This is a genomic window from Paenibacillus sp. LBL (genome assembly GCF_029893715.1).
GTDB lineage: Bacteria > Bacillota > Bacilli > Paenibacillales > Paenibacillaceae > Paenibacillus_AQ > Paenibacillus_AQ glucanolyticus.
The window spans coordinates 643,005-661,727 of record NZ_JARXYU010000002.1; the positions used below are offsets into that span (position 1 = coordinate 643,005).

At 54.9% G+C, this 18,723-nt stretch carries 10 protein-coding genes; 8 read left to right on the plus strand and 2 right to left on the minus strand.

What is annotated here, in order from left to right; all coding sequences use genetic code 11:
- Window positions 1-13 precede the first annotated feature (13 nt).
- The 7 genes from M2277_RS08000 (at window position 14) to M2277_RS08030 (ending at window position 15,878) form a co-directional block, all read left to right on the plus strand.
- Window positions 14-10,282 (plus strand): non-ribosomal peptide synthetase, encoded by a 10,269-nt coding sequence (locus tag M2277_RS08000; RefSeq protein WP_280754546.1) that lies wholly within the window; start codon window positions 14-16, stop codon window positions 10,280-10,282.
- A gap of 33 nt (window positions 10,283-10,315) precedes the next feature.
- Window positions 10,316-11,287 (plus strand): hypothetical protein, encoded by a 972-nt coding sequence (locus M2277_RS08005; RefSeq protein WP_280754547.1) that lies wholly within the window; start codon window positions 10,316-10,318, stop codon window positions 11,285-11,287.
- Window positions 11,288-11,294: 7 nt separating this feature from the next.
- Window positions 11,295-12,044 carry a thioesterase II family protein gene (locus tag M2277_RS08010; RefSeq protein ID WP_228030145.1) on the plus strand — a complete coding sequence of 250 codons (750 nt, stop codon included), beginning with the start codon at window positions 11,295-11,297 and terminating at the stop codon, window positions 12,042-12,044.
- A gap of 20 nt (window positions 12,045-12,064) precedes the next feature.
- Window positions 12,065-13,345, plus strand: a complete 1,281-nt coding sequence (gene fabD / locus M2277_RS08015; protein WP_280754548.1) for an ACP S-malonyltransferase — start codon at window positions 12,065-12,067, stop codon at window positions 13,343-13,345.
- Window positions 13,346-13,359: 14 nt separating this feature from the next.
- Window positions 13,360-14,733: a M20/M25/M40 family metallo-hydrolase gene (locus tag M2277_RS08020; protein ID WP_280754549.1), complete on the plus strand. Its 1,374-nt coding sequence runs from the start codon at window positions 13,360-13,362 to the stop codon at window positions 14,731-14,733.
- 460 nt (window positions 14,734-15,193) lie between these two features.
- On the plus strand, window positions 15,194-15,541 hold the full coding sequence (locus M2277_RS08025) for a DUF1048 domain-containing protein (protein ID WP_280754550.1): 348 nt from the start codon (window positions 15,194-15,196) through the stop codon (window positions 15,539-15,541).
- A 10-nt stretch (window positions 15,542-15,551) separates the two neighbouring features.
- Window positions 15,552-15,878 (plus strand): DUF1048 domain-containing protein, encoded by a 327-nt coding sequence (locus tag M2277_RS08030; RefSeq protein WP_006210227.1) that lies wholly within the window; start codon window positions 15,552-15,554, stop codon window positions 15,876-15,878.
- Window positions 15,879-16,088: 210 nt separating this feature from the next.
- Here M2277_RS08030 and M2277_RS08035 read toward each other — a convergent pair whose 3' ends face one another.
- Both M2277_RS08035 and M2277_RS08040 read right to left on the minus strand, forming a co-directional pair.
- Complete coding sequence (locus M2277_RS08035; protein ID WP_006210226.1) at window positions 16,089-17,009, minus strand: TIGR03943 family putative permease subunit; 921 nt, start codon at window positions 17,007-17,009, stop codon at window positions 16,089-16,091.
- A 16-nt stretch (window positions 17,010-17,025) separates the two neighbouring features.
- Complete coding sequence (locus tag M2277_RS08040) at window positions 17,026-18,039, minus strand: permease (protein ID WP_280754551.1); 1,014 nt, start codon at window positions 18,037-18,039, stop codon at window positions 17,026-17,028.
- Window positions 18,040-18,425: 386 nt separating this feature from the next.
- Here M2277_RS08040 and M2277_RS08045 point away from each other — a divergent pair, with 386 nt between their 5' ends.
- Window positions 18,426-18,680: a type B 50S ribosomal protein L31 gene (locus tag M2277_RS08045; protein WP_006210223.1), complete on the plus strand. Its 255-nt coding sequence runs from the start codon at window positions 18,426-18,428 to the stop codon at window positions 18,678-18,680.
- The last annotated feature ends 43 nt before the right edge of the window (window positions 18,681-18,723 follow it).

Below are 18,723 nucleotides of genomic sequence, written 5' to 3' on the forward strand. Positions count from 1 at the left end.
GGGGAATAGTGTCATGTTTCAACTGGATTTGCTGGATACCAAAAAGGACACATCCGGGCGGAAGGGGCGGAGCGGGGGCTCCGTCTCCAATGTTTCCCTCAAGGATATTGCAATTGTCGGGATATCCGCCAAGCTGCCGCGCGCGGAATCGCACGATGCCTTCTGGGAGCTTCTGCAGAGCGGCAAGGATCTGGTAGGCGAGTTTCCGGAGTCCCGCAAGGAGGAATTGAAGCCGTATTTACGCCGCATGGAGACGCAAACTGGCTCCGTTTCCTTTTTTGACGGAGCGTATATCGAAGATATTTCAGGTTTTGACTATTCTTTTTTCGGACTTTCGCCCAAGGAAGCCTCGCTGATGAGCCCGGCGCAACGCCTGTTCCTGCAGACGGCTTGGGGCGCGGTTGAGAACGCGGGGTACGGCGGAGATGCGCTGCACGGTTCGCGAACAGGCGTCTTTATCGGCTATAACGGGGACATGCTGCATGATTACAAGCGAATCATCGAAGCGCTGGACCCGGAGGCCTTGTCCATGGCGGCGCCCGGCAATCTGAGCTCCATGATACCGAGCCGGATTTCGTATTTGCTTAATTTGCGCGGACCGGCGATCAGTGTGGATACCGCCTGCTCCTCCTCGCTGGTAGCGGTCCATCTGGCATGCCAATCGATCCGCAGCGGCGAATGCGAGGCAGCGATTGCGGGCAGTGTCAAAATTAACGTGCTCCCGCTGGATACCGGCATACGCCTTGGCATCGAGTCAAGCGACAGCCGGGCCAGAACGTTCGACGACTCGGCGGACGGAACGGGTATCGGCGACGGCGTGATTGCGCTGCTGCTGAAGCCGCTCTCCCGCGCGCAGGAGGATGGCGACCACATTTATGCCGTCATCAAAGGCAGCGCGATGAATCAGGACGGCAGTTCGGTCGGCATTACTGCTCCGAACGCCCTCGCGCAGGAGGACGTCATTGCGCGTGCCTGGCAGGATGCGGACATTGATCCCGAAACGGTGACATACATGGAGGCGCACGGCACGGGCACCCCGCTTGGCGACCCGATCGAAATCGACGGGCTGACGCGCGCCTTCCGGCGATATACCGACAAACGCCAATTTTGCGCGATCAGCTCGCTGAAAACCAATATCGGCCATCTCGACCATGCCGCCGGTATTGCAGGGCTGCTCAAGGCGATCCTGTCGCTTGTCCACAAGCAGCTTCCGCCAACGCTTCATTACCGCTCGCCGAACCGCAACATTCCGTTTGTGGATTCGCCCGTTTATGTCAATGACGAATTGACGCCATGGGAGACGGACGGCGAAGCAAGAAGATGCGGAGTAAGCGCGTTTGGCATGAGCGGGACCAACTGCCATGTTGTGCTGGAGGAGGCCCCAGCCGGAATACCTTCGGGCCGCTCGGACAGAGCGGAGCTCTTCTGCTTGTCCGCGCACAGTTTGACGGCACTGGAGCGGCTCGTGCTGCTCATGCGGGACTGGGCTGCGCAGCATCGCAGCGATGAGAGCGGCAGCCTGGCCGATCTTTGCTACACCTTGGCCGTCGGCCGGGGAGCCCATCGGTATCGGCTGGCGATTGTGGCAAGCCATTGGGAAGAGCTTGCCGAGACCTTGCATGCAGCAGCCAAAAGCGGCTTGGCCGGCCTTGCGCTGCCGAACGTTCGTTTTGGGACGGTCAATACGGCAGCAGCCGGGAATATGCGGCAGCAACCCGTTCCAGACGAACGGGAAATAGAAGCGCTGGAGATGGGCCAACGTTACGTGGGCGGATACGAGATCGACTGGAAGGCGTTATACCTAGGACAGCGCCGCCATCGGCTGCCGCTTCCGACGTATCCTTTCGATTCTCCCCGTTGTTGGGTGCAGGAGGCGCGCGCCGGAGCGACGCTTCACAAACCATTTGCGCACTGGAGCGGATATTCGATCGGTGGAGATATTCCCGAGGAGCTTGGGCAAGAAATGAACGAGACGTTTGACAGATGGCAAGCCACGCTTCGGCGGAGCGGCGGGATGAAGAGTCAGCGCCGCCGCGGCGTTGCGTTAACCGGGGAGCGTTCCGGTCTGGAATGGGAGCAGCATGTCGCAGATGTCTGGGGTGCGCTGCTCGGTTATGACGAGCTGCCTGCGAATGCCGATTTTTATGAACTTGGCGGAGATTCCATTATTGCGCTCAAAATTGTAAATCAGCTCAGCGAGCTTGCGGGTATTCACATTCAGGTGGCGGATTTGTTAGGGCATGCGGATCTGCCTTCGTTAACGGTCCTGATCGAGCAGCGGCTCAGGGAGAACGGCGTTACGACAGCGCAAAGAACGAACAATCGAAACAACGTTGAGCAAACGAAAGCCGCTCAAAACAGCAGACACGAGGCGAACGGCGAGCATGGCGGACAAGCAGTGTCCATTAGCTTTGGCCTGGCAGGAGCAGACGGGCATGGCAGGCTGTTGACCGGCCAAGCCTCCGACTCCTTGTCCGGACATAGATTGGAGCCGATTCCAAAGGCGGCACCGCAAGAGCATTATCCGGTGTCATCCCCGCAGAAACGCATGTATTTGCAGCAGCAGGCGTTGCCCGAAGATCGCAGCTACAATTTGCCGGAACTATTGCACTTGGACGGGGACATTGATGCAGATCGACTGGAGGCCGCCTTGCAAGCTATCGTGGAGCGTCACGAGACGCTTCGCACCAGCTTCCACGTCATCGACGGCGAAATCAGGCAGCGTGTTCATGCCGCCATACCTTTTCACCTGGTCCGCAAGGAGGCCGATGAAGCGGAAGCAGACGGCCTGCTGCAAAGCATGTTCTTGCCATTCAGGCTCGATAAGGCTCCACTGCTTCGCGCAGCCTTGCTGACGCTGGGACCGGAGCGCCATGTGCTTTTTATTGATATGCATCATATTGCATCCGACGGCATGTCGGCGGGTATTCTTTTGTCCGACCTGATGACTCTATATCAGGGCGGTTCGTTGCCGCCACTGCCGCTGCAATACAAGGATTATGCGGTATGGCGAGAGAGCAGACCGCTCTCCGGAAGCGCCGAACGGTATTGGCGCGAGCAATGCCGGGGAGACTGGCCGACGCTTGCGCTTCCGACCGATGCCCCGCGACCGCCTGTCAAAGGCAATCGTGGCGAAACGTTTGACGTTTACGTCGAGGCCGAATTGATGGCGGCTGTGCGCAGCCTCGCGGCCGAATCGGGCACGACTCCGTTCATGGTGCTGCTATCTGCGTATTACACTTTCCTCGCCCACTATACGGGGGCCGAGGACATTGTCGTCGGCACGCCGATTGCGGGACGGACAAGGCGCGAACTGGAAGCGGTCGCGGGCATGTTCACAGGCACGCTGCCGCTGCGCGCCTATCCGCGCGCGGACAAGCCGTTCAGTGCCTTTTTGTCCGAAGTGAAAGAGATGGCAACCGGGGCTTACGCCCACGCTGATTATCCCTTCGAGGAAATTGCGCAATGGATGGACAGAAGGGACGCTAGCCGGAGTCCACTGTTTGACACGATGTTTATCATGCAAAATCTGGGTATTCCAAAGTCTTCATCAGCGGGATTGTCGTATCGCCACCAGCGCTTTGAGCATGGCACGGCCAAATATGATTTGATGATTCAGGCTGTGGAGCATGGAGCGGAATTGCGGCTTGTTGTGGAATATAATACTGATTTGTTTCACCGCGCGACAGCCGAGCGGTTCATGCGGCATTATGTGCAGCTGCTGCGCAGCTTGACGCTCCGTCCGGGCGCCGCGCTCGGCGAAGCGGAGATACTGTCGGAGTCGGAGCGTCTGCATATGCTGGCAATGGGGGCCAGACGCGAAGCTGACTTTCCGCCGCCGCGCTGTCTGCATGATTGCTTCAAGGAGCAGGCGTTGGCCGTTCCTGATTTGCCAGCCGTATCTTGCGGCGGTGAATCCATGACTTATCAGGAGCTGGATCGCCGCACCGATGCGCTGGCGCAAACATTGCGCGTCAAAGGTGTAGGACGCGGCAGCGTAGTCGGCGTCATGGCGGAGCGCTCCATCCCCATGTTGACCGCTATGCTCGCGGTTATGAAAGCCGGAGGCGCATATATGCCTGTGGATCCGCATTATCCCGGAGAACGCATCCGCTATATGCTGGAGGACAGCGGTGCGGAGCTGGTCTTCGCGGACAGCGCGCATTCCGTAGCCGCGAGCAGTGTGCCAGCCTCCTTGCAGGTGCTGGACATGGCGGATGAGGCGCTGTTCTCCGGCGGAGACGAAGCTGCCACCGCATGGCCGCGAGACGCCGCCGATCTGATGTATGTCATTTATACTTCCGGTTCTACGGGTCAGCCGAAGGGCGTCATGGTGCCGCACCGTAGCTTTTACAATTTCGGACATTCGCTCAGGAGGTTTTTCGACGGACAATACGGTGAGAGTGACAGATGTCTCAGCCTGACCAATATTTCGTTTGACGTCAGCGTGGCGGAGCTGTTTATGCCGCTGATGTTCGGGGCTTGCACGGTGCTCTACCCGGAGCCGACACTGCTTGACCCGCGGCGAATTGCCGAGGTGATTGTGGGTGAGCGCATTACATTCGCTTATTTGCCTCCGTCTTTGCTGAAGGAGGTTGCGCGGCTGCTGGAGCAATCGGCTGCCGCGATTACGCTGGACAAAATGCTCGTTGGGGTTGAGCCGATTCAAGACGAAACGCTGGAGCTGTATACGAAGCTGAATTCAAAGATTCGGATTATGAACGGCTACGGACCGACGGAGGCGACGGTTTGCTCTAATATGTACGCGTACAAGCCGGGCGCTTATCGCGGCGGCTATGTACCGATTGGCGGCCCGATGCACAATGTGGAAATTTATATATTCGGTTATGGCGGCCAGCTTGCTCCGATTAATGCAGCCGGGGAGCTGTATATTGCCGGCAGCGGTCTTTCCGACGGTTATGTGAACAAGCCGGACATGACAGCAGAGCGCTTTTTGCCCCATCCGTACCGTGAGAGCCGCTACATGTATCGCACCGGCGATATCGCGAAGTGGCTGCCGGACGGCAACGTGATGTATGTGGACCGGGCCGACCAACAGGTGAAAATCAGAGGTGTGCGGATTGAAATGAATGAGGTTCGTTCGCAATTGATTTCCTTTCCCGAGGTGGAGGATGCGGTTGTGATCGTCCGCGAGCAGGCAAGCGGCAACAAGGAGCTGTGCGCGTATGTGGTCGCTTCGGACAAACTCCCTTCGCGGGAATGGCGAAGACGGCTGAAAGACAAGCTGCCGGAGGCGATGATTCCGGCCTATATCGCGGCAATTGATGCAATACCGCTGACGCCGAATGGGAAAGTGGACCGGCGCGCCTTGCCGGAGCCGGAATTCGGGCCTTGGGAACGGAGAGAGGCAGAGCTGCCGCGAGACGGGATGGAAGAGCGCGTTGCCGCCATTTGGAAGGAAGTGCTGGGCGATACGGCTGGGCCAATCGGTATTCACGACGACTTTTTCGAGCTTGGCGGCCACTCCTTGAGGGCTGCGGTACTGGCGGGCAAGCTGGAGCAGGCGACGGGAGCCCATGTTCCACTCAGCCTGATATTCGAACTTACCTCCATTGCGGAAATGGCCACCTGGCTGAAGGAGCGGGTCGATGCCGCTGCGGTGGTCGAGCCGATCCCGAAGGCGGAGCGGCGGGAGTGGTATCCGATGTCGCGCGCTCAGCGCCGCCAATATATGATGCAGATGCTGGGCGGTGACGCCACCATGTATCATGTGCCGTTCGCGCTCCGCTTGCAGGGCAGGCTGGATGCGGCGCGGCTGGAAGACGCGTTTACGGCGCTGATAGGTCGCCACGAAAGTTTGCGGACAACCTTTCATATGACAAAGGACGAGTTCAGGCAAATGGTTCATCCGCCGTATGACTTTAAGCTGGAGACGCTTGACCCCGCAGCGATCACCAGGGACGAGTTCCTTCGGGGAGCGCCGTCAGACTTTGCTGAGGTGACGCGTCTGATGGAAGTCTTCCAGCGCCCGTTTCATCTGGACAAGCTGCCGCTGCTGCGGGCAGGGCTGCTCCGGTTGAACGAGGAAGAGCATCTGCTGCTGCTGGATATTCATCACATGATTACGGATGGTGTATCCTCCGGTTTGCTGGTGAATGAGCTGTCGCGGCTGTATGCCGGACAAGCGCTGCCAGAGCAGCGCGTACAATACAGCGATTATGCGGTGTGGCAGGAGGCCGGATTTGCCGATACCGCTTATGCGGAGCATGAGAGGTACTGGATGGAAATCTTCGAAGGCAAGCTTCCTGTGCTGGAGCTGCCAACGGATCGACCGCGGCCGTCTCTGCCGAGCTATAAAGGCCGCCGCCATTCGTTCCGGATGGACGCAGTGACAACCGCGGCGGCGCGAAAGCTCGCGCGGGAAGAAAAGACGACGCTGTATACGGTGCTGCTGGGTGCTTTTGCCGCGATGCTGGCCAAATACAGCGGTCAGACCGAAGTGATTGTGGGCACCCCCTCCGCCGGCAGGGAGCATGCCGATACGCATGGCATGATCGGCATGTTCGTCAACACGCTGGCGCTGCGGACAAGGCCGGAAAGACTCAAGACGGTAAGAGCTTATATAGCAGAGCTGCATAACCATGTCGTTGAGGCGCTTTCGCGCCAAATGTATCCTTTCGAGGAGCTGGTCGAAGGGTTGAAGATTGATGCGGACAGAAGCCGCAATCCTTTGTTTGACGCCATGTTTGTCTTGCAAAATATGAACCGGCCAGTGATGGAAGCAGGCGGGCTCGTCTTTGACGAAATACCGTTCGAGTCGGGGACAAGCAAGTTTGACCTGACGCTGGAAGCGGTGGAGCGGGAAGCGGAAATCGAGCTGCAGCTGGAATATGCAACGGATTTATTTCATGAGGAAACGGCGCGACGCATGGCGGAAAGCTATGCCGTACTCGTGCAGGAGATGTGCAGATCGCAGGGTCGCACGGTTGGCGAGCTTGAGCTGATGAGTGAGAGCGAGCGGAAGCAATTGTTGGCTATATTGGGTGGAGGAAGCATACCGGTACAGGCCGCAAATAAAGAGGGGGGCAATGGCAGGATGGAAACTCGAGCAGACAAGGACATGACAGAGCGGCAAGTAGGCCCAGGTGCGGTTTCCGCGCAAGCAACGGCGGAATGGACGGGGTTCGTGCAGGAAGTGGAGTGCCAGGCGGCGCGCACGCCGGATGCGGCGGCGATTCAATTCGGCGCGGAGATGGTGACGTACGCCGAACTGAACGAACGCGCGAATCGGCTTGCCCATTCCTTGCGGGCGAAGGGTGTGGGGCCTGAAAGCATGGTCGCTCTAATGGCGTCCCGCAGCCCGCTGCTGCTTGTCGGTATTCTGGGTGTTCTGAAAGCCGGAGGCGCCTATGTCGCCATTGATCCCGCATACCCGAAAGAAAGGATTGACTGGATGCTTGAGGATTGCGGCGAAGCGCTTCTGCTGACGGAAAAAGCATATGCGGGAGTCGCAACGAGAGCCGCTGCCGAGATGTATCTGGACGATCCGGAGCTGTATGCGGCGGACAGAGGCAATCCGGAATGTATCCATAAGCCGGACCATTTGGCGTATGTGCTGTATACGTCGGGCTCGACCGGGCGCCCCAAAGGTGTGATGATCGAGCATCGCGGGCTGGCTCATTTCATCAGTGGCTTCCGTGAGCGGATTCCGTTTGAGAAGAGCCAGCGCATTCTGGCGATGGCATCGGTCTCCTTTGATATTTTTGTCGTTGAAAATCTGCTGCCGCTTACGCTGGGTATGCGGATTGTATTGGCAAACGAAGAGGAACGGAGCGACGCCGCTTTACTGCAAGGCCTGATCGACAAGCACGGCGTCGATGTGCTGCAAATTACGCCTTCGCGCTTCAAGTGGTGGATGGATCAGCGAGGCGAAACGGACGGCTTGCACAAGCTGCGCATATTGATGATCGGGGCGGAGCCGCTGACGATTGATGTGCTCGGCAGGCTGCGCGCAGCTACCGGAGCCAGATTGTTTAATTTGTACGGTCCGACGGAGACGACGGTGTGGACCTCCATCCGTGAAGTGACTGAAGGCGAGGACATATCGATCGGGACACCGATTGAAGGTTCTCTCATGATGGTGCTTGACGAAGGAATGAAGCTGCAGCCGACCGGTGTGACGGGCGAAATTTGCATTGGCGGACCGGGCGTCGGGCGTGGGTATCTCAGCCATCCCGAATGGGATGTCGCTTTTGTGCCGAATCCGTATGTGCCGGGCGAACGCATGTATCGCACGGGTGATCTTGGACGCAGGCTTGAAAATGGGGAGTTTGTCTATGGGGGGCGCCGCGATTTCCAGGTGAAAATCAGGGGTCACCGGATTGAAGTCGGTGAAATCGAGCAGCAACTGCTTCGCCATGAGCAGGTGAAGGAAACGGTTGTCACCGCGTTTCAGGAAGAGGATGGGGAAAATGCGCTTTGTGCGTATGTTGTCCTGCAGAACGCCGCGGCAACAGATACGGAGCAAGGCGACGAGGCGCCATCCGGCAGGTTGCCCGCGCAGCTGCGTGAATATCTTCGTGACAAGCTGCCCTCCTATATGCTTCCGCCCTTCATGGTCGTTCTGGATGACATTCCGCTTACGCCAACGGGCAAAATCGACAGAAGGGCGCTCCCGAAGCCGGAACCGTCCGATGCGAACACACGAGAGCTCGTTCCGCTGTCAACGGATACCGAGCGCAAGCTGGCGGAGATTTGGAAGGATCTGCTTGGTACGGATGTCATCAGCGCCAAGGACAGCTTTTTTGAGCTTGGCGGCCATTCCCTGAAGGCGGCAGGCATGGTCAGCCGCATTGCGGAACGCTTTAGCATTCAAATGCCGCTGCGCGAGATTTTTATGAATCCTACGCTTGAAGGTTTAGCGGCCCATCTGGATACTAGTGAAACCGTGGCTACCGCGCGCATTCCGAAGCAGCCGGAGCTCGAGCACTATCCGATGTCAAGAGCGCAGCGCCGCCAATTTATGATGGGGCTGATCTCGGGCGAGGCAATGATGTACCATGTGCCGTTCGCCGTGCATATGCAGGGCAAGCTCGATGTGGAGCGGCTGGAGGAAGCTTTCCTTGCGATGATATGCCGCCATGAATCGCTCAGAACGACATTTCATCACGAGGAGGACGAGTTTCGTCAACGTGTACATGCAGAACCGGTATTTACGCTGGAGCGGGGCGCCAGGCTGAAAATGGCTGCGGTCAAGCTGCTAGGGGAAGGCGGAGAAGAAGGATTGTTCGGCGGCATCAGCGCACTGATGGAGCGCTTTATCCGTCCGTTTGATCTCGGCAATCTTCCGCTGTTCCGGGCAGGATTAATCCCGCTTGGCGAGGAACGCCATCTGCTGCTGCTGGACTTTCATCATATTATTACTGACGGCGTCTCCGTCAGCGTCCTGCTGCAGGAACTGACCACGTTGTACGGCGGCGGCGAGCTTCCGGAGCTGGATATCCAGTACCGGGATTACACGGTATGGCAAGAAGAACAGATCGGCAGCGAAGCCTATATGGGGCATGAGCGCTACTGGCTGGAGGCGTTCGAAGGGGAGCTGCCGACGCTTGAGCTCAAGTTGGCCTTGCCAAGGCCGCAACTGCAAAGCTTCGAGGGCGGTCTGATCAACTTCAGACTGGATGAAGAGCTGACACTTCAGATCAAGGCATTTGCACGTGAGCGGGGCACGACGTTGTATACCGTGCTGCTCGGAGCTTATGCGATGCTGCTTAGCAAATGGAGCGGTGCGGAGGATATCATTATCGGCACGCCGGTAGCGGGCCGCAATCATGCGGGACTGGAAGGGTTGATCGGGATGTTTGTCAATACGGTCGCGATTCGCAGCTTTCCGGAATCGTACCGGACCGTGGGCGACTATTTGTCTGAGCTGCACGAGGATGTGCTGCGGGCGCTGGAGCACCAGAATTATCCGTTCGAGGATTTGGTGCAAAAGCTGGGAATCGATCAGGATCGCAGCCGCAATCCACTGTTTGATACGATGTTTATTCTGCAAAATATCGATCGCGTCGCTTACCGTTCGGGCGGCATTGAATTCGACCCTAAGGAGTTCGATCCGGGCGTAAGTAAATTTGATCTAACGCTTGAGGCGCTGGAGCAGGACGGCAGGATCGATTTTGCGCTGGAATATGCGACAAGTCTTTTCCGGGAGGAGACCGTCCGGGCGCTGTCGCATGATTATGCGGTGATCCTACGCGCGCTGGTAGAAGACGGAGCACAGAATAGAATCAATGCCGTGCTTGCAGCAAGCAAGCTTGTATGAACCAACATTCTAAGCCTAAGGAGGCGGCGAACGATGAAGCTGTCCATGAAAAGGAAACCGTTTAACGAGTTTTGGATGAACTGCATGCTGAACCAGGCGTTCTCTATTGCGGTGTCGGTGGAGCCCAGCTATAGGGATGCGGCGTATTTGAATATTTACCGTTACTACCCTTGGGAGGCCGCAACGGACAAGGATTTCCGCTACCCCACCATTGACACACTGTATTATATGGACGATCCGGTCAGATTTCCGCTATCGCAGGTGTTCCGCTATATCGAGCCTGGTCATTTCCGCAGCAAGGAAACGGTGCTGGAAGAAATCAGGGCGATGCTTGCGGGCGGACGCAACTTGAGCGTAAACGTCGATCTGTATGACTGGCTGCCGGGCAGTATGGCCTGGAAAACATTCCATTGGTATCATTATTCGCTGTTTAACGGATACGACAAGGAGCGCGGCATCTTCTACGTCATTGACGATACGCTTGCGGGCTACGAGGAGCACGAGGTGCCGGAGGAAAGGCTGCTCAAGGCGTACGGCAACTCGGAATACAACGTGAATCCGAACTATTTGGGGCCTGCCTTCTACGTATACAACCTGCATGAAAAGGTTCAGCCCTACGAGTTGAGGCTGGCTGAAGTGGTGGAAAATGCGGAGCGGCTGGCGAGAGAGCTTGGCAAGTTCTCCATAGAGGGCATGTGGAATGTAGATTCCGAACCGGAGAAGAAGCAAGCTCATTTGACCTATGGCCTTGTCGGCGTCAACATCATTTGCAACCGGCATGTCGCCAATATGTCGCTGCTCCGCTCCATGCGGGAGAAGAACCTCATCGGCGAAGCTCTGTTTGAGTCGCTGTCCGGTCAGCTTGGCGCAGTGAGGGACGGATGGGATCTGGTGAAGGACCGTTTTGTGACAGGAGACTTTGAACGGGGCAGAGAGCTGGCGCTCGCGGATGAATTGTTCGTGAAGGAAAAAGCGTTCTGGACAGCGCTTGTCGCCGGGGCGTAGAGCCCGATTGCGTCAATATGTTACCCGGGAGGCGGGCGTTATTGCGATATCATTAATTTGTTTGCCATATGCTGGTGGCTCCGCACAAGTGTACAAGCGCTGGACGAACCAGCTGCATCCTGACGTGCGTCTGGTACCGGCCGAACTGGCGGGCAGAGGAAGCCGCATGGGCGAGCCGTTCTATGCGGACACGGCGGAGGCCGTGCAGGATTTGCTGCCGCTGGTGCAGAAGACGGCGCTTGGCTCCGATTCATATGCTCTATTCGGCCACAGCATGGGTTGCCTGCTCGGGTATGAGCTGCTGCATGCGCTGCGGGAGGAAGGATTTCCGCTGCCTGTGGCAGTCTTCCTCTCCGGCAGAGGGGCGCCGCATTGTGAGCAGGTGGAGACTCGCCGGATTCATATGCTTCCGGAAGAAGAGTTTCTTGATGAATTGAAACGACTCGGCGGCATGCCGGACGAGCTGTTCCGGCATCGGGAGCTGCTGGATCTGTTTATGCCGATCTTAAGAGCCGACTTCAGACTTGTCGGTGAATACGAGCATCGAATGCGGGCGCAGCTGCCGCTCCGGCTCACCATCTTGAGCGGCAAGGATGACGGCTGCGTCAAAGGCCCGCTCGGTGAATGGGGGCGTTATGCGACGGGAGGGTGCGAGCTGATGCTGTTTGAAGGCGGACATTTTTTCCTGCATGAGCAGGAACAAGATGTTGTAGCGGTGATAAACAAAATTCTGACCGAGGCGCTTGCCCCGATCTGACATTGAGGAGCGTGATGAAGATGCTGAACAAACATGCGATATGGTTTCCAGGTCAGGGATCGCAGCGCGTCGGAATGGGAAGAGCGCTGAGCGAGCGGTATGCGGTTGTCAAGGCAACGATACAGGAAGCGAATGAGGCGCTGGGCATGCGTCTTGATAGCCTGATGTATGAGGGACCGTTGACGGAGCTGACGCGGACGGACAATGCCCAGCCCGCCATTCTCGCGCTTGGCGTGGCGATGTACCGCGTCTACAGCCGGGAATGGGGGTACCTGCCTGCGATGGCTGCCGGCCACAGCCTGGGCGAGATTACCGCTTTAACCTGTGCGGGAGCCATAACGTTTCCGGATGCGCTCCGGCTCGTGCGCAGCCGCGGCGAGTTGATGCAAAGGGCCGCCGCGGCAGATGTCGGCGCGATGGCCGCCGTGAATGGGCCGAGTTCCGATGTTGTAGCCAATGTATGTTTGGAAACCAGCGCAGGCTGCACGGATGGAAGCCGTATGGTTGTGGTATCGAATATGAATTCAGAATCACAAACGGTGATTTCGGGACACAAAGAGGCCGTCCATAAAGCCTCCGAAAGACTCTTGACCCATGGAGCCGAAGTCATTCCGTTGCAGGTAAGCGCGCCTTTCCATAGCCCGTTAATGGCGCCGGCGGCGGCACAATTTGCCGAAGTGCTGAGCTGCGTCTCGTTTGGAAAAATGGCTTTTCCCGTCGTTTCCTCCTTGACAGGTCTGCCTTACGGGAATACAGCGGAGATTGGGGGTATGCTGGCAAGGGGATTGACGGACCCCGTCAATTGGCCGTCCGTCCTTGCATTTCAGAAGAGCATTGGCATTGCCGCTGCCGTGGAGCTGGGTCCGGGCCATGTATTGAAACGGCTGGCTCCAACAGACGGACAACGCGTATTCGCTTTTGACGACAAAGAGGATGAAGCATACCTGGCTGAAGCAAGCTTGCAAGCGGACACTTATTCCCTTGAATTGCTTAATCGTTGTCTGGCTATCGCCACTTGCGTCCGCAACCGCAACTGGAACGCAGCCGAATATGAACAAGGCGTCGCTTTTCCTTACCGCGGTGTGCAGCAGTTGGTCGATCGGCTGCGGGAGACAGGAGAGCAAGTGGCGGAGGCACATGTACGGCAAGCACTGGTGATGCTGGAATCGGTGTTTCGTACCAAAGGCGCGTCCGCCGAAGAGCAGCAGAGGCGGCTTGCAAGGCTGCAAGGTGAGTTCGGCCTGCGCAGCTTGGCAGGGATTTCTCCTGCCGACCGCCCCTACGCGGGCAGTTTATTATAGGAAGGAGTGGGGTCATGGGTGCCCGGCTGGTCAATGATGAGTTGAAACAGGATGGAGCTCGGCGTGGCTCGGAGCTGCCGTCTCCTGTAGAGATTTTGCAGGCATTGATCCGCTTCAATACAACCAATCCGCCGGGCGAGGAAGCCGCATGCATCATGTATATCCGGCAACTGCTTGAGGATGCGGGTATTGAGACGCAGATAGAGGCGCTTGATCCAGCCCGGCCCAATCTGCTGGCGAGGATGAAAGGGAGCGGGGAAGCACCGCCGCTGCTGCTGTACGGGCATGTCGATGTCGTTGGCGTCGATAAGCAGGTCTGGAGCCGCGAGCCCTTCGGGGGCGAGATCGAGGGCGGCTTCGTCTGGGGGCGGGGCGCTCTTGATATGAAAGGCGGCGTGGCGATGCTCGTATCGGCTTTCCTCCGCGCGCATGTCCACAAGCTGCCGCTGCGCGGTGATCTCATTCTGGCGATTGTCAGCGATGAGGAAGCAGGGGGCGACTACGGGGCTTCTTTTCTGGTAGAGCGGCATGCCGATTATTTTGCTGGCGTTAAGTATGCGCTTGGCGAATTTGGCGGCTTCACGTTCCATGCGCTGGGGAAAACCTTTTATCCGATTATGGTGGCGGAGAAGCAGCTATGTTGGCTCAAAGCGACGATCCGTGGAGAAGGAGGCCACGGCTCCATGGACAAGTCGGGAGCCGATTGTATGGCGCAACTGGGAAATATGCTTCAGTCGCTCAGCAGGAATAAGCTGCCGATACGTGTGACACCGGCGGCCCGGTTGATGATTGAAGGGATGGCCGCTTCGCTGCCGTTACTGCCAGCGCTGCTGTTGAGAGGAATGCTGCGTCCCCGCTTAAGTGGTCTCATCTTGAAAGTGTTGGGGGAAAAGGGCGGGATGTTCGCCCCGCTTCTGCGTAATACGGTCAGCGCAACCGTCGTTCGAGGCGGGGAGAAAATTAACGTTCATCCAAGCGAAATTACGGTTGAGCTGGATGGCCGAACGCTGCCGGGCGTCACTCCGCAGCAATTCATTGACGAGCTTCGCCGATTCACGATTCCTGATTGCATCGGGCTGGAAGTGCTCCGCCATGATCCATGCGCAGCAGCTCCCGACATGGGGATGTTCGGTTTACTGTCCGATGTGCTGATTGAAGCGGATAAGGAGGCCGTTCCGGTGCCAATGCTGCTGCCCGGAGGAACGGATGGAAGATGGTTTGGTAGGCTCGGCATCCAAACCTACGGCTTCCTGCCAATGCCGCTGCCCAAGGACATGCCGTTTACCAAACTGATTCATGCAGCGGACGAACGTATCCCCATAGAAGCGATTCGGTTCGGTACGGATGCGATTTACCGGGTTCTGGAGCGGTACGGCGTGCAGCCGTGATGCCCTCGAAAACGTATTGAATATTAGCACATTACGTTTTTATTAGCGCTTGAAATGCAAATGAGCATTTCAAGCGCTTTTTGCATATTTCAAGTGTGACGACGGGGAACAATGCAGCCCGCCTCCAAGTCGGCCCTGTACTCTGAGAAGATTAACGGAATTTCAAGATGTAAAAAAGCGGGGACCACTTCGGTGCGGAGTGCTCCCTCGGGTATGTTATACCGAGCAACTTTATTGACAAACCAACTACTACGTGATACTTTATAGAGGTAGTAAGTATGAATTAATACCAGCCATACTAAGTAGCGCTGATTGATTGTTCTGGTTAACCTGACGGTAATGCTCAATCGCCTGCTTGAGGGCCGTTGTTTTTGAAATTATAAACCGCAATAAGTCCTGCGATTTTCAAAAAACGGGAGTTCGTGCCATCAAAAATCGACGAGTCAAAGGAGAGAAATTAATGAATTTCTGGGAAAAAATCACCGGCAGCGACATGACAAAAGAGATGAAAGATTTTGAATCGCGAGTCAAAAAGCTGCCAGCAGATTATCAAGCGGCATGGGAACAAATTAATGCCAATCTTTGGCTGCACTCCGATTTCACTGGTCGCAACCTCATGCACATTCTTGATGGTGTGCTTGGCCTGCTTGAAGAAACGGCGACGGACGGGCAGCGTGTCCAGGAGGTTTTAGGTGACGATATTCCAGGCTTCTGTTCAGCACTGGCTGGCGGAGAAGGGGCAAAGTCTTTTCGCGACAAGTGGCGCGAGCAACTGAACCATAATATCGCTAAAAAACTAGGCAAATAGGAGGGATAACATGGGAATAAAAGATATGATTGAAGGCAAAAAAGAGTGGCGAGCGCATGTAGCGCGTGTCAAAGCGCTCCCGCGAGAGTATCAGATTGTTTATAAAGAGATCCAAAAATATTTCTTTAAGGTCGGTCCTGTTGAGCTAAGCGAGGGAACGGGTTTGCTCTCGGGGATACTCGATCTTTTTGAAGAGGGCGCGTCCCTGGGGAAAGGCGTGCTCGAAGTGACGGGCACTGACGTAGCGGCTTTCTGCGACGATCTGATTAAAGATTCAAAAACGTACGCAGATATCTATCAAGAAGCTACCAAGGCCACAAAAAAGGCTACGGATTAAAGAAAACTACAAGGGGACACAAGAAGTCTTCAAAACGAGGTTAGACGGAAGCAGCGGGTGTGGAAGAGAATCGAGCTAAAACTGTTCATTGAACGAGAAAGTAATACCGTCTGTAATAGTATATGACATCCTGCTTAAGAACGCCGAGCTCTGATCGACGTTCTTTTTCTATTGTACATAATCCGGTCACGGGCATGTGGCTCCGGTCCACTACTCCAGAAGATTGTTAAAATTGTCTACGTAAGGGTACACATAAGGCGTTTCCGGAGCATCAACCGTTTGAATAAGTTCCCCATCCACTTTCACGACATCAAGATCATTGTAGCTGGTTTTTCCGATGGTTCCCGTTACTCGAACCCAAGTGTCTTTCTGCAAAGTCGCAGCGGCAGCATCCTCAACGATGATCCCGTAGGGGGTGGCATCCGCAGAACAGCATTGAACAGCCAGCCTGGAGAGGATAAACTGATTGGCGGCCATATCGGGTTCTCGATAGACAAACCCTGTTAGCTCAACCTTTTTTCCTGTCAGAACATCGGCGTAGAGACTGAACGTTGTCAGATATTCCATAAAACCGGTATCACTTACGGTGACAGAAGAAAGTTCGTTGATTTTCTTGCCAAACTCCGCAAATTCCTCTAAATGCTCATGCTCCGGAAACGCTTCACGCTCCATCGGAATGTCTTGTTCAGAATCGGATGAATCCATTTCTTCCGGTGCAACTGACGGAACGTCTTTTGGCAATTCCGCATCCAGTCGAACCGGGGTTAAATTCATTCCTTTTATCGAAGCAACATTGCTGGCCATTATGGTGTTGGGTAGGAGAAAGCCCAGCAGTAACGGAAAGATGAACAATGAATAAATCCCGACATTCGATTTAATTGATTTGGGCGGGCCGCATTGGCAGTCACACATGGCGCTGCGTTTTCGGGCAGTTTGCATGGCCAGGTATGCCTGAGTGCCACTGAGAAGAAATAGCCCGACTGCAGCTAACTGGATAAAGATTTTCATTCTGGGTGCAATATAATACATTAACGTCCCCGTCTTGACGAGATAGACAATAAAACATAAAAAGCAGAGCAGGATGATCGCCCGTATCCAGTAATGGACGGCTTCATTTCGCTGGTGTTCCACTTGATGCACTCCTCCTTTAGAACATCATTTGTCCAAGCGCAATCGAGAGAATAAAGACCGTAACGCTAGTAAGAACGATCAGGAATAAGACAAAGCGCTTGTTGAAGACAGACAGCATCATCAAGGTGCTCTTGAAATCTACCATAGGCCCGAATACCAGGAAACTGATGATAGAGGATGCGGAGAATGTCTGCAGAAAAGAAGAAGCAACAAAAGCATCCGAAGTAGAGCAAATCGACAATATAAAGGCAAATGCCATCATGAACAGATGGGAGCCGAGCTCACCCTGTCCAAGTTGAACGAGAAGTTCTCTAGGGATGAATGACTGAATGGCTGCCGTTATGATGGAACCGATAATCAGATATTTTCCCATGTCAAAAAATTCGTGAGCGGCATGATCCATCATGGAAAAAAATTTGTTCCGAGACGATCCGTCTGAAGAATCATTTGCATGGGAGTGGCTGGCGGTTTGCAGATTCTTCAATGGATTGCCTGAGACAAATTTATAGACGATAAGCCCGATGATCAGACCAACCACCAGAGCCAAGCCCATTCGGGAATAAACAATCTCTGGCTGTAAACGAAAGGCTTGATATGTTGAGGCATAAACGATAGGGTTAACGATCGGTCCAACCAGTATAAAAATAACCCCGATATAAAGAGGCATCCCCATCACCATAAGTCTCCGCACAATTGGGATCATGCCGCACTCACAGACCGGAAAGATAATGCCCAGCGTACAGGCAAATATGAAACCGAGGACCGGATTTTTGGGGCAGAACCGAGCGATCCACCGTTCTGATAGAAACAGCTGCATGAATGATGAGACAAATACACCGATCAGGATATAGGGCAATGCCTCCAATACAATGCTGATGAGCATCGTTTTGAATGTTTGGATTTTGTCCATATCGGGTACAGGCATATTGAAGTTTGAGATGACGTCCGGAAAAAGGGCCACATAGATTATGGCAAGGATGATTACGAGAAATGCCAGATTGAGTCCGGACTTTGATAACCACGTGCGCAAAACAGTACCTCCTATATGTAGACAGCTGCAGGGCAGCTGAGACGGGCAAATAATAAACCGGAGTTCATGCATGCTTCTCCTAATCCGTAATAATTACTATTAAACCATGAATGGCGATCCATTGACAATATCTTTGAGAACACTTGTGAAGATTGTCAGAATGGACTAAAGGCTCTTTGTATGAATTAAGCGCAAGATGAACCGAGTACCCTGTTTCTTGGTGTGCGGTTTTTCTTTATGCTCCGAATTAATGATGAGTAATACCATAAACCGGGAAGTTGACAGATATGAAATTATATCTTAATATGCGTCTAAGGCGTTATTCGTAATAATTACGATTAATGATCACAAAGAGTCAAATGGCTCGGAAAGAAGAGGACATCACCATGCAAAAAGGGATACATCCAACCTTCCAGAAAGTCATATTTCTGGATGCGAGCGTCGGTTATTCATTTCTTAGCGCCTCCACGAAAACTTCCTCAGAAACTATGGAATGGGAAGACGGTCATACCTATCCTGTGATTCGGGTAGATTCGAGTTCTGCATCACACCCTTTCTTCACAGGCAAACAGAAAAATACTGAAATTGGTGGACGCGTCGATAAGTTCAAGAAACGATTCAGTTATAAAAAGCAGTCGTAAAGCGCTTCCCGATATAACAGTTTGAAGCGTATTTTGCACGCTG

Coding starts and splice junctions, on each gene's coding strand:
- M2277_RS08005 (WP_280754547.1), top strand. CDS start 10,316: ATGAAGCTGTCCATGAAAAGGAAACCGTTTAACGAGTTTTGGATGAAC.
- M2277_RS08045 (WP_006210223.1), top strand. CDS start 18,426: ATGCAAAAAGGGATACATCCAACCTTCCAGAAAGTCATATTTCTGGAT.
- M2277_RS08000 (WP_280754546.1), top strand. CDS start 14: ATGTTTCAACTGGATTTGCTGGATACCAAAAAGGACACATCCGGGCGG.
- fabD (WP_280754548.1), top strand. CDS start 12,065: ATGCTGAACAAACATGCGATATGGTTTCCAGGTCAGGGATCGCAGCGC.
- M2277_RS08030 (WP_006210227.1), top strand. CDS start 15,552: ATGGGAATAAAAGATATGATTGAAGGCAAAAAAGAGTGGCGAGCGCAT.
- M2277_RS08020 (WP_280754549.1), top strand. CDS start 13,360: ATGGGTGCCCGGCTGGTCAATGATGAGTTGAAACAGGATGGAGCTCGG.
- M2277_RS08025 (WP_280754550.1), top strand. CDS start 15,194: ATGAATTTCTGGGAAAAAATCACCGGCAGCGACATGACAAAAGAGATG.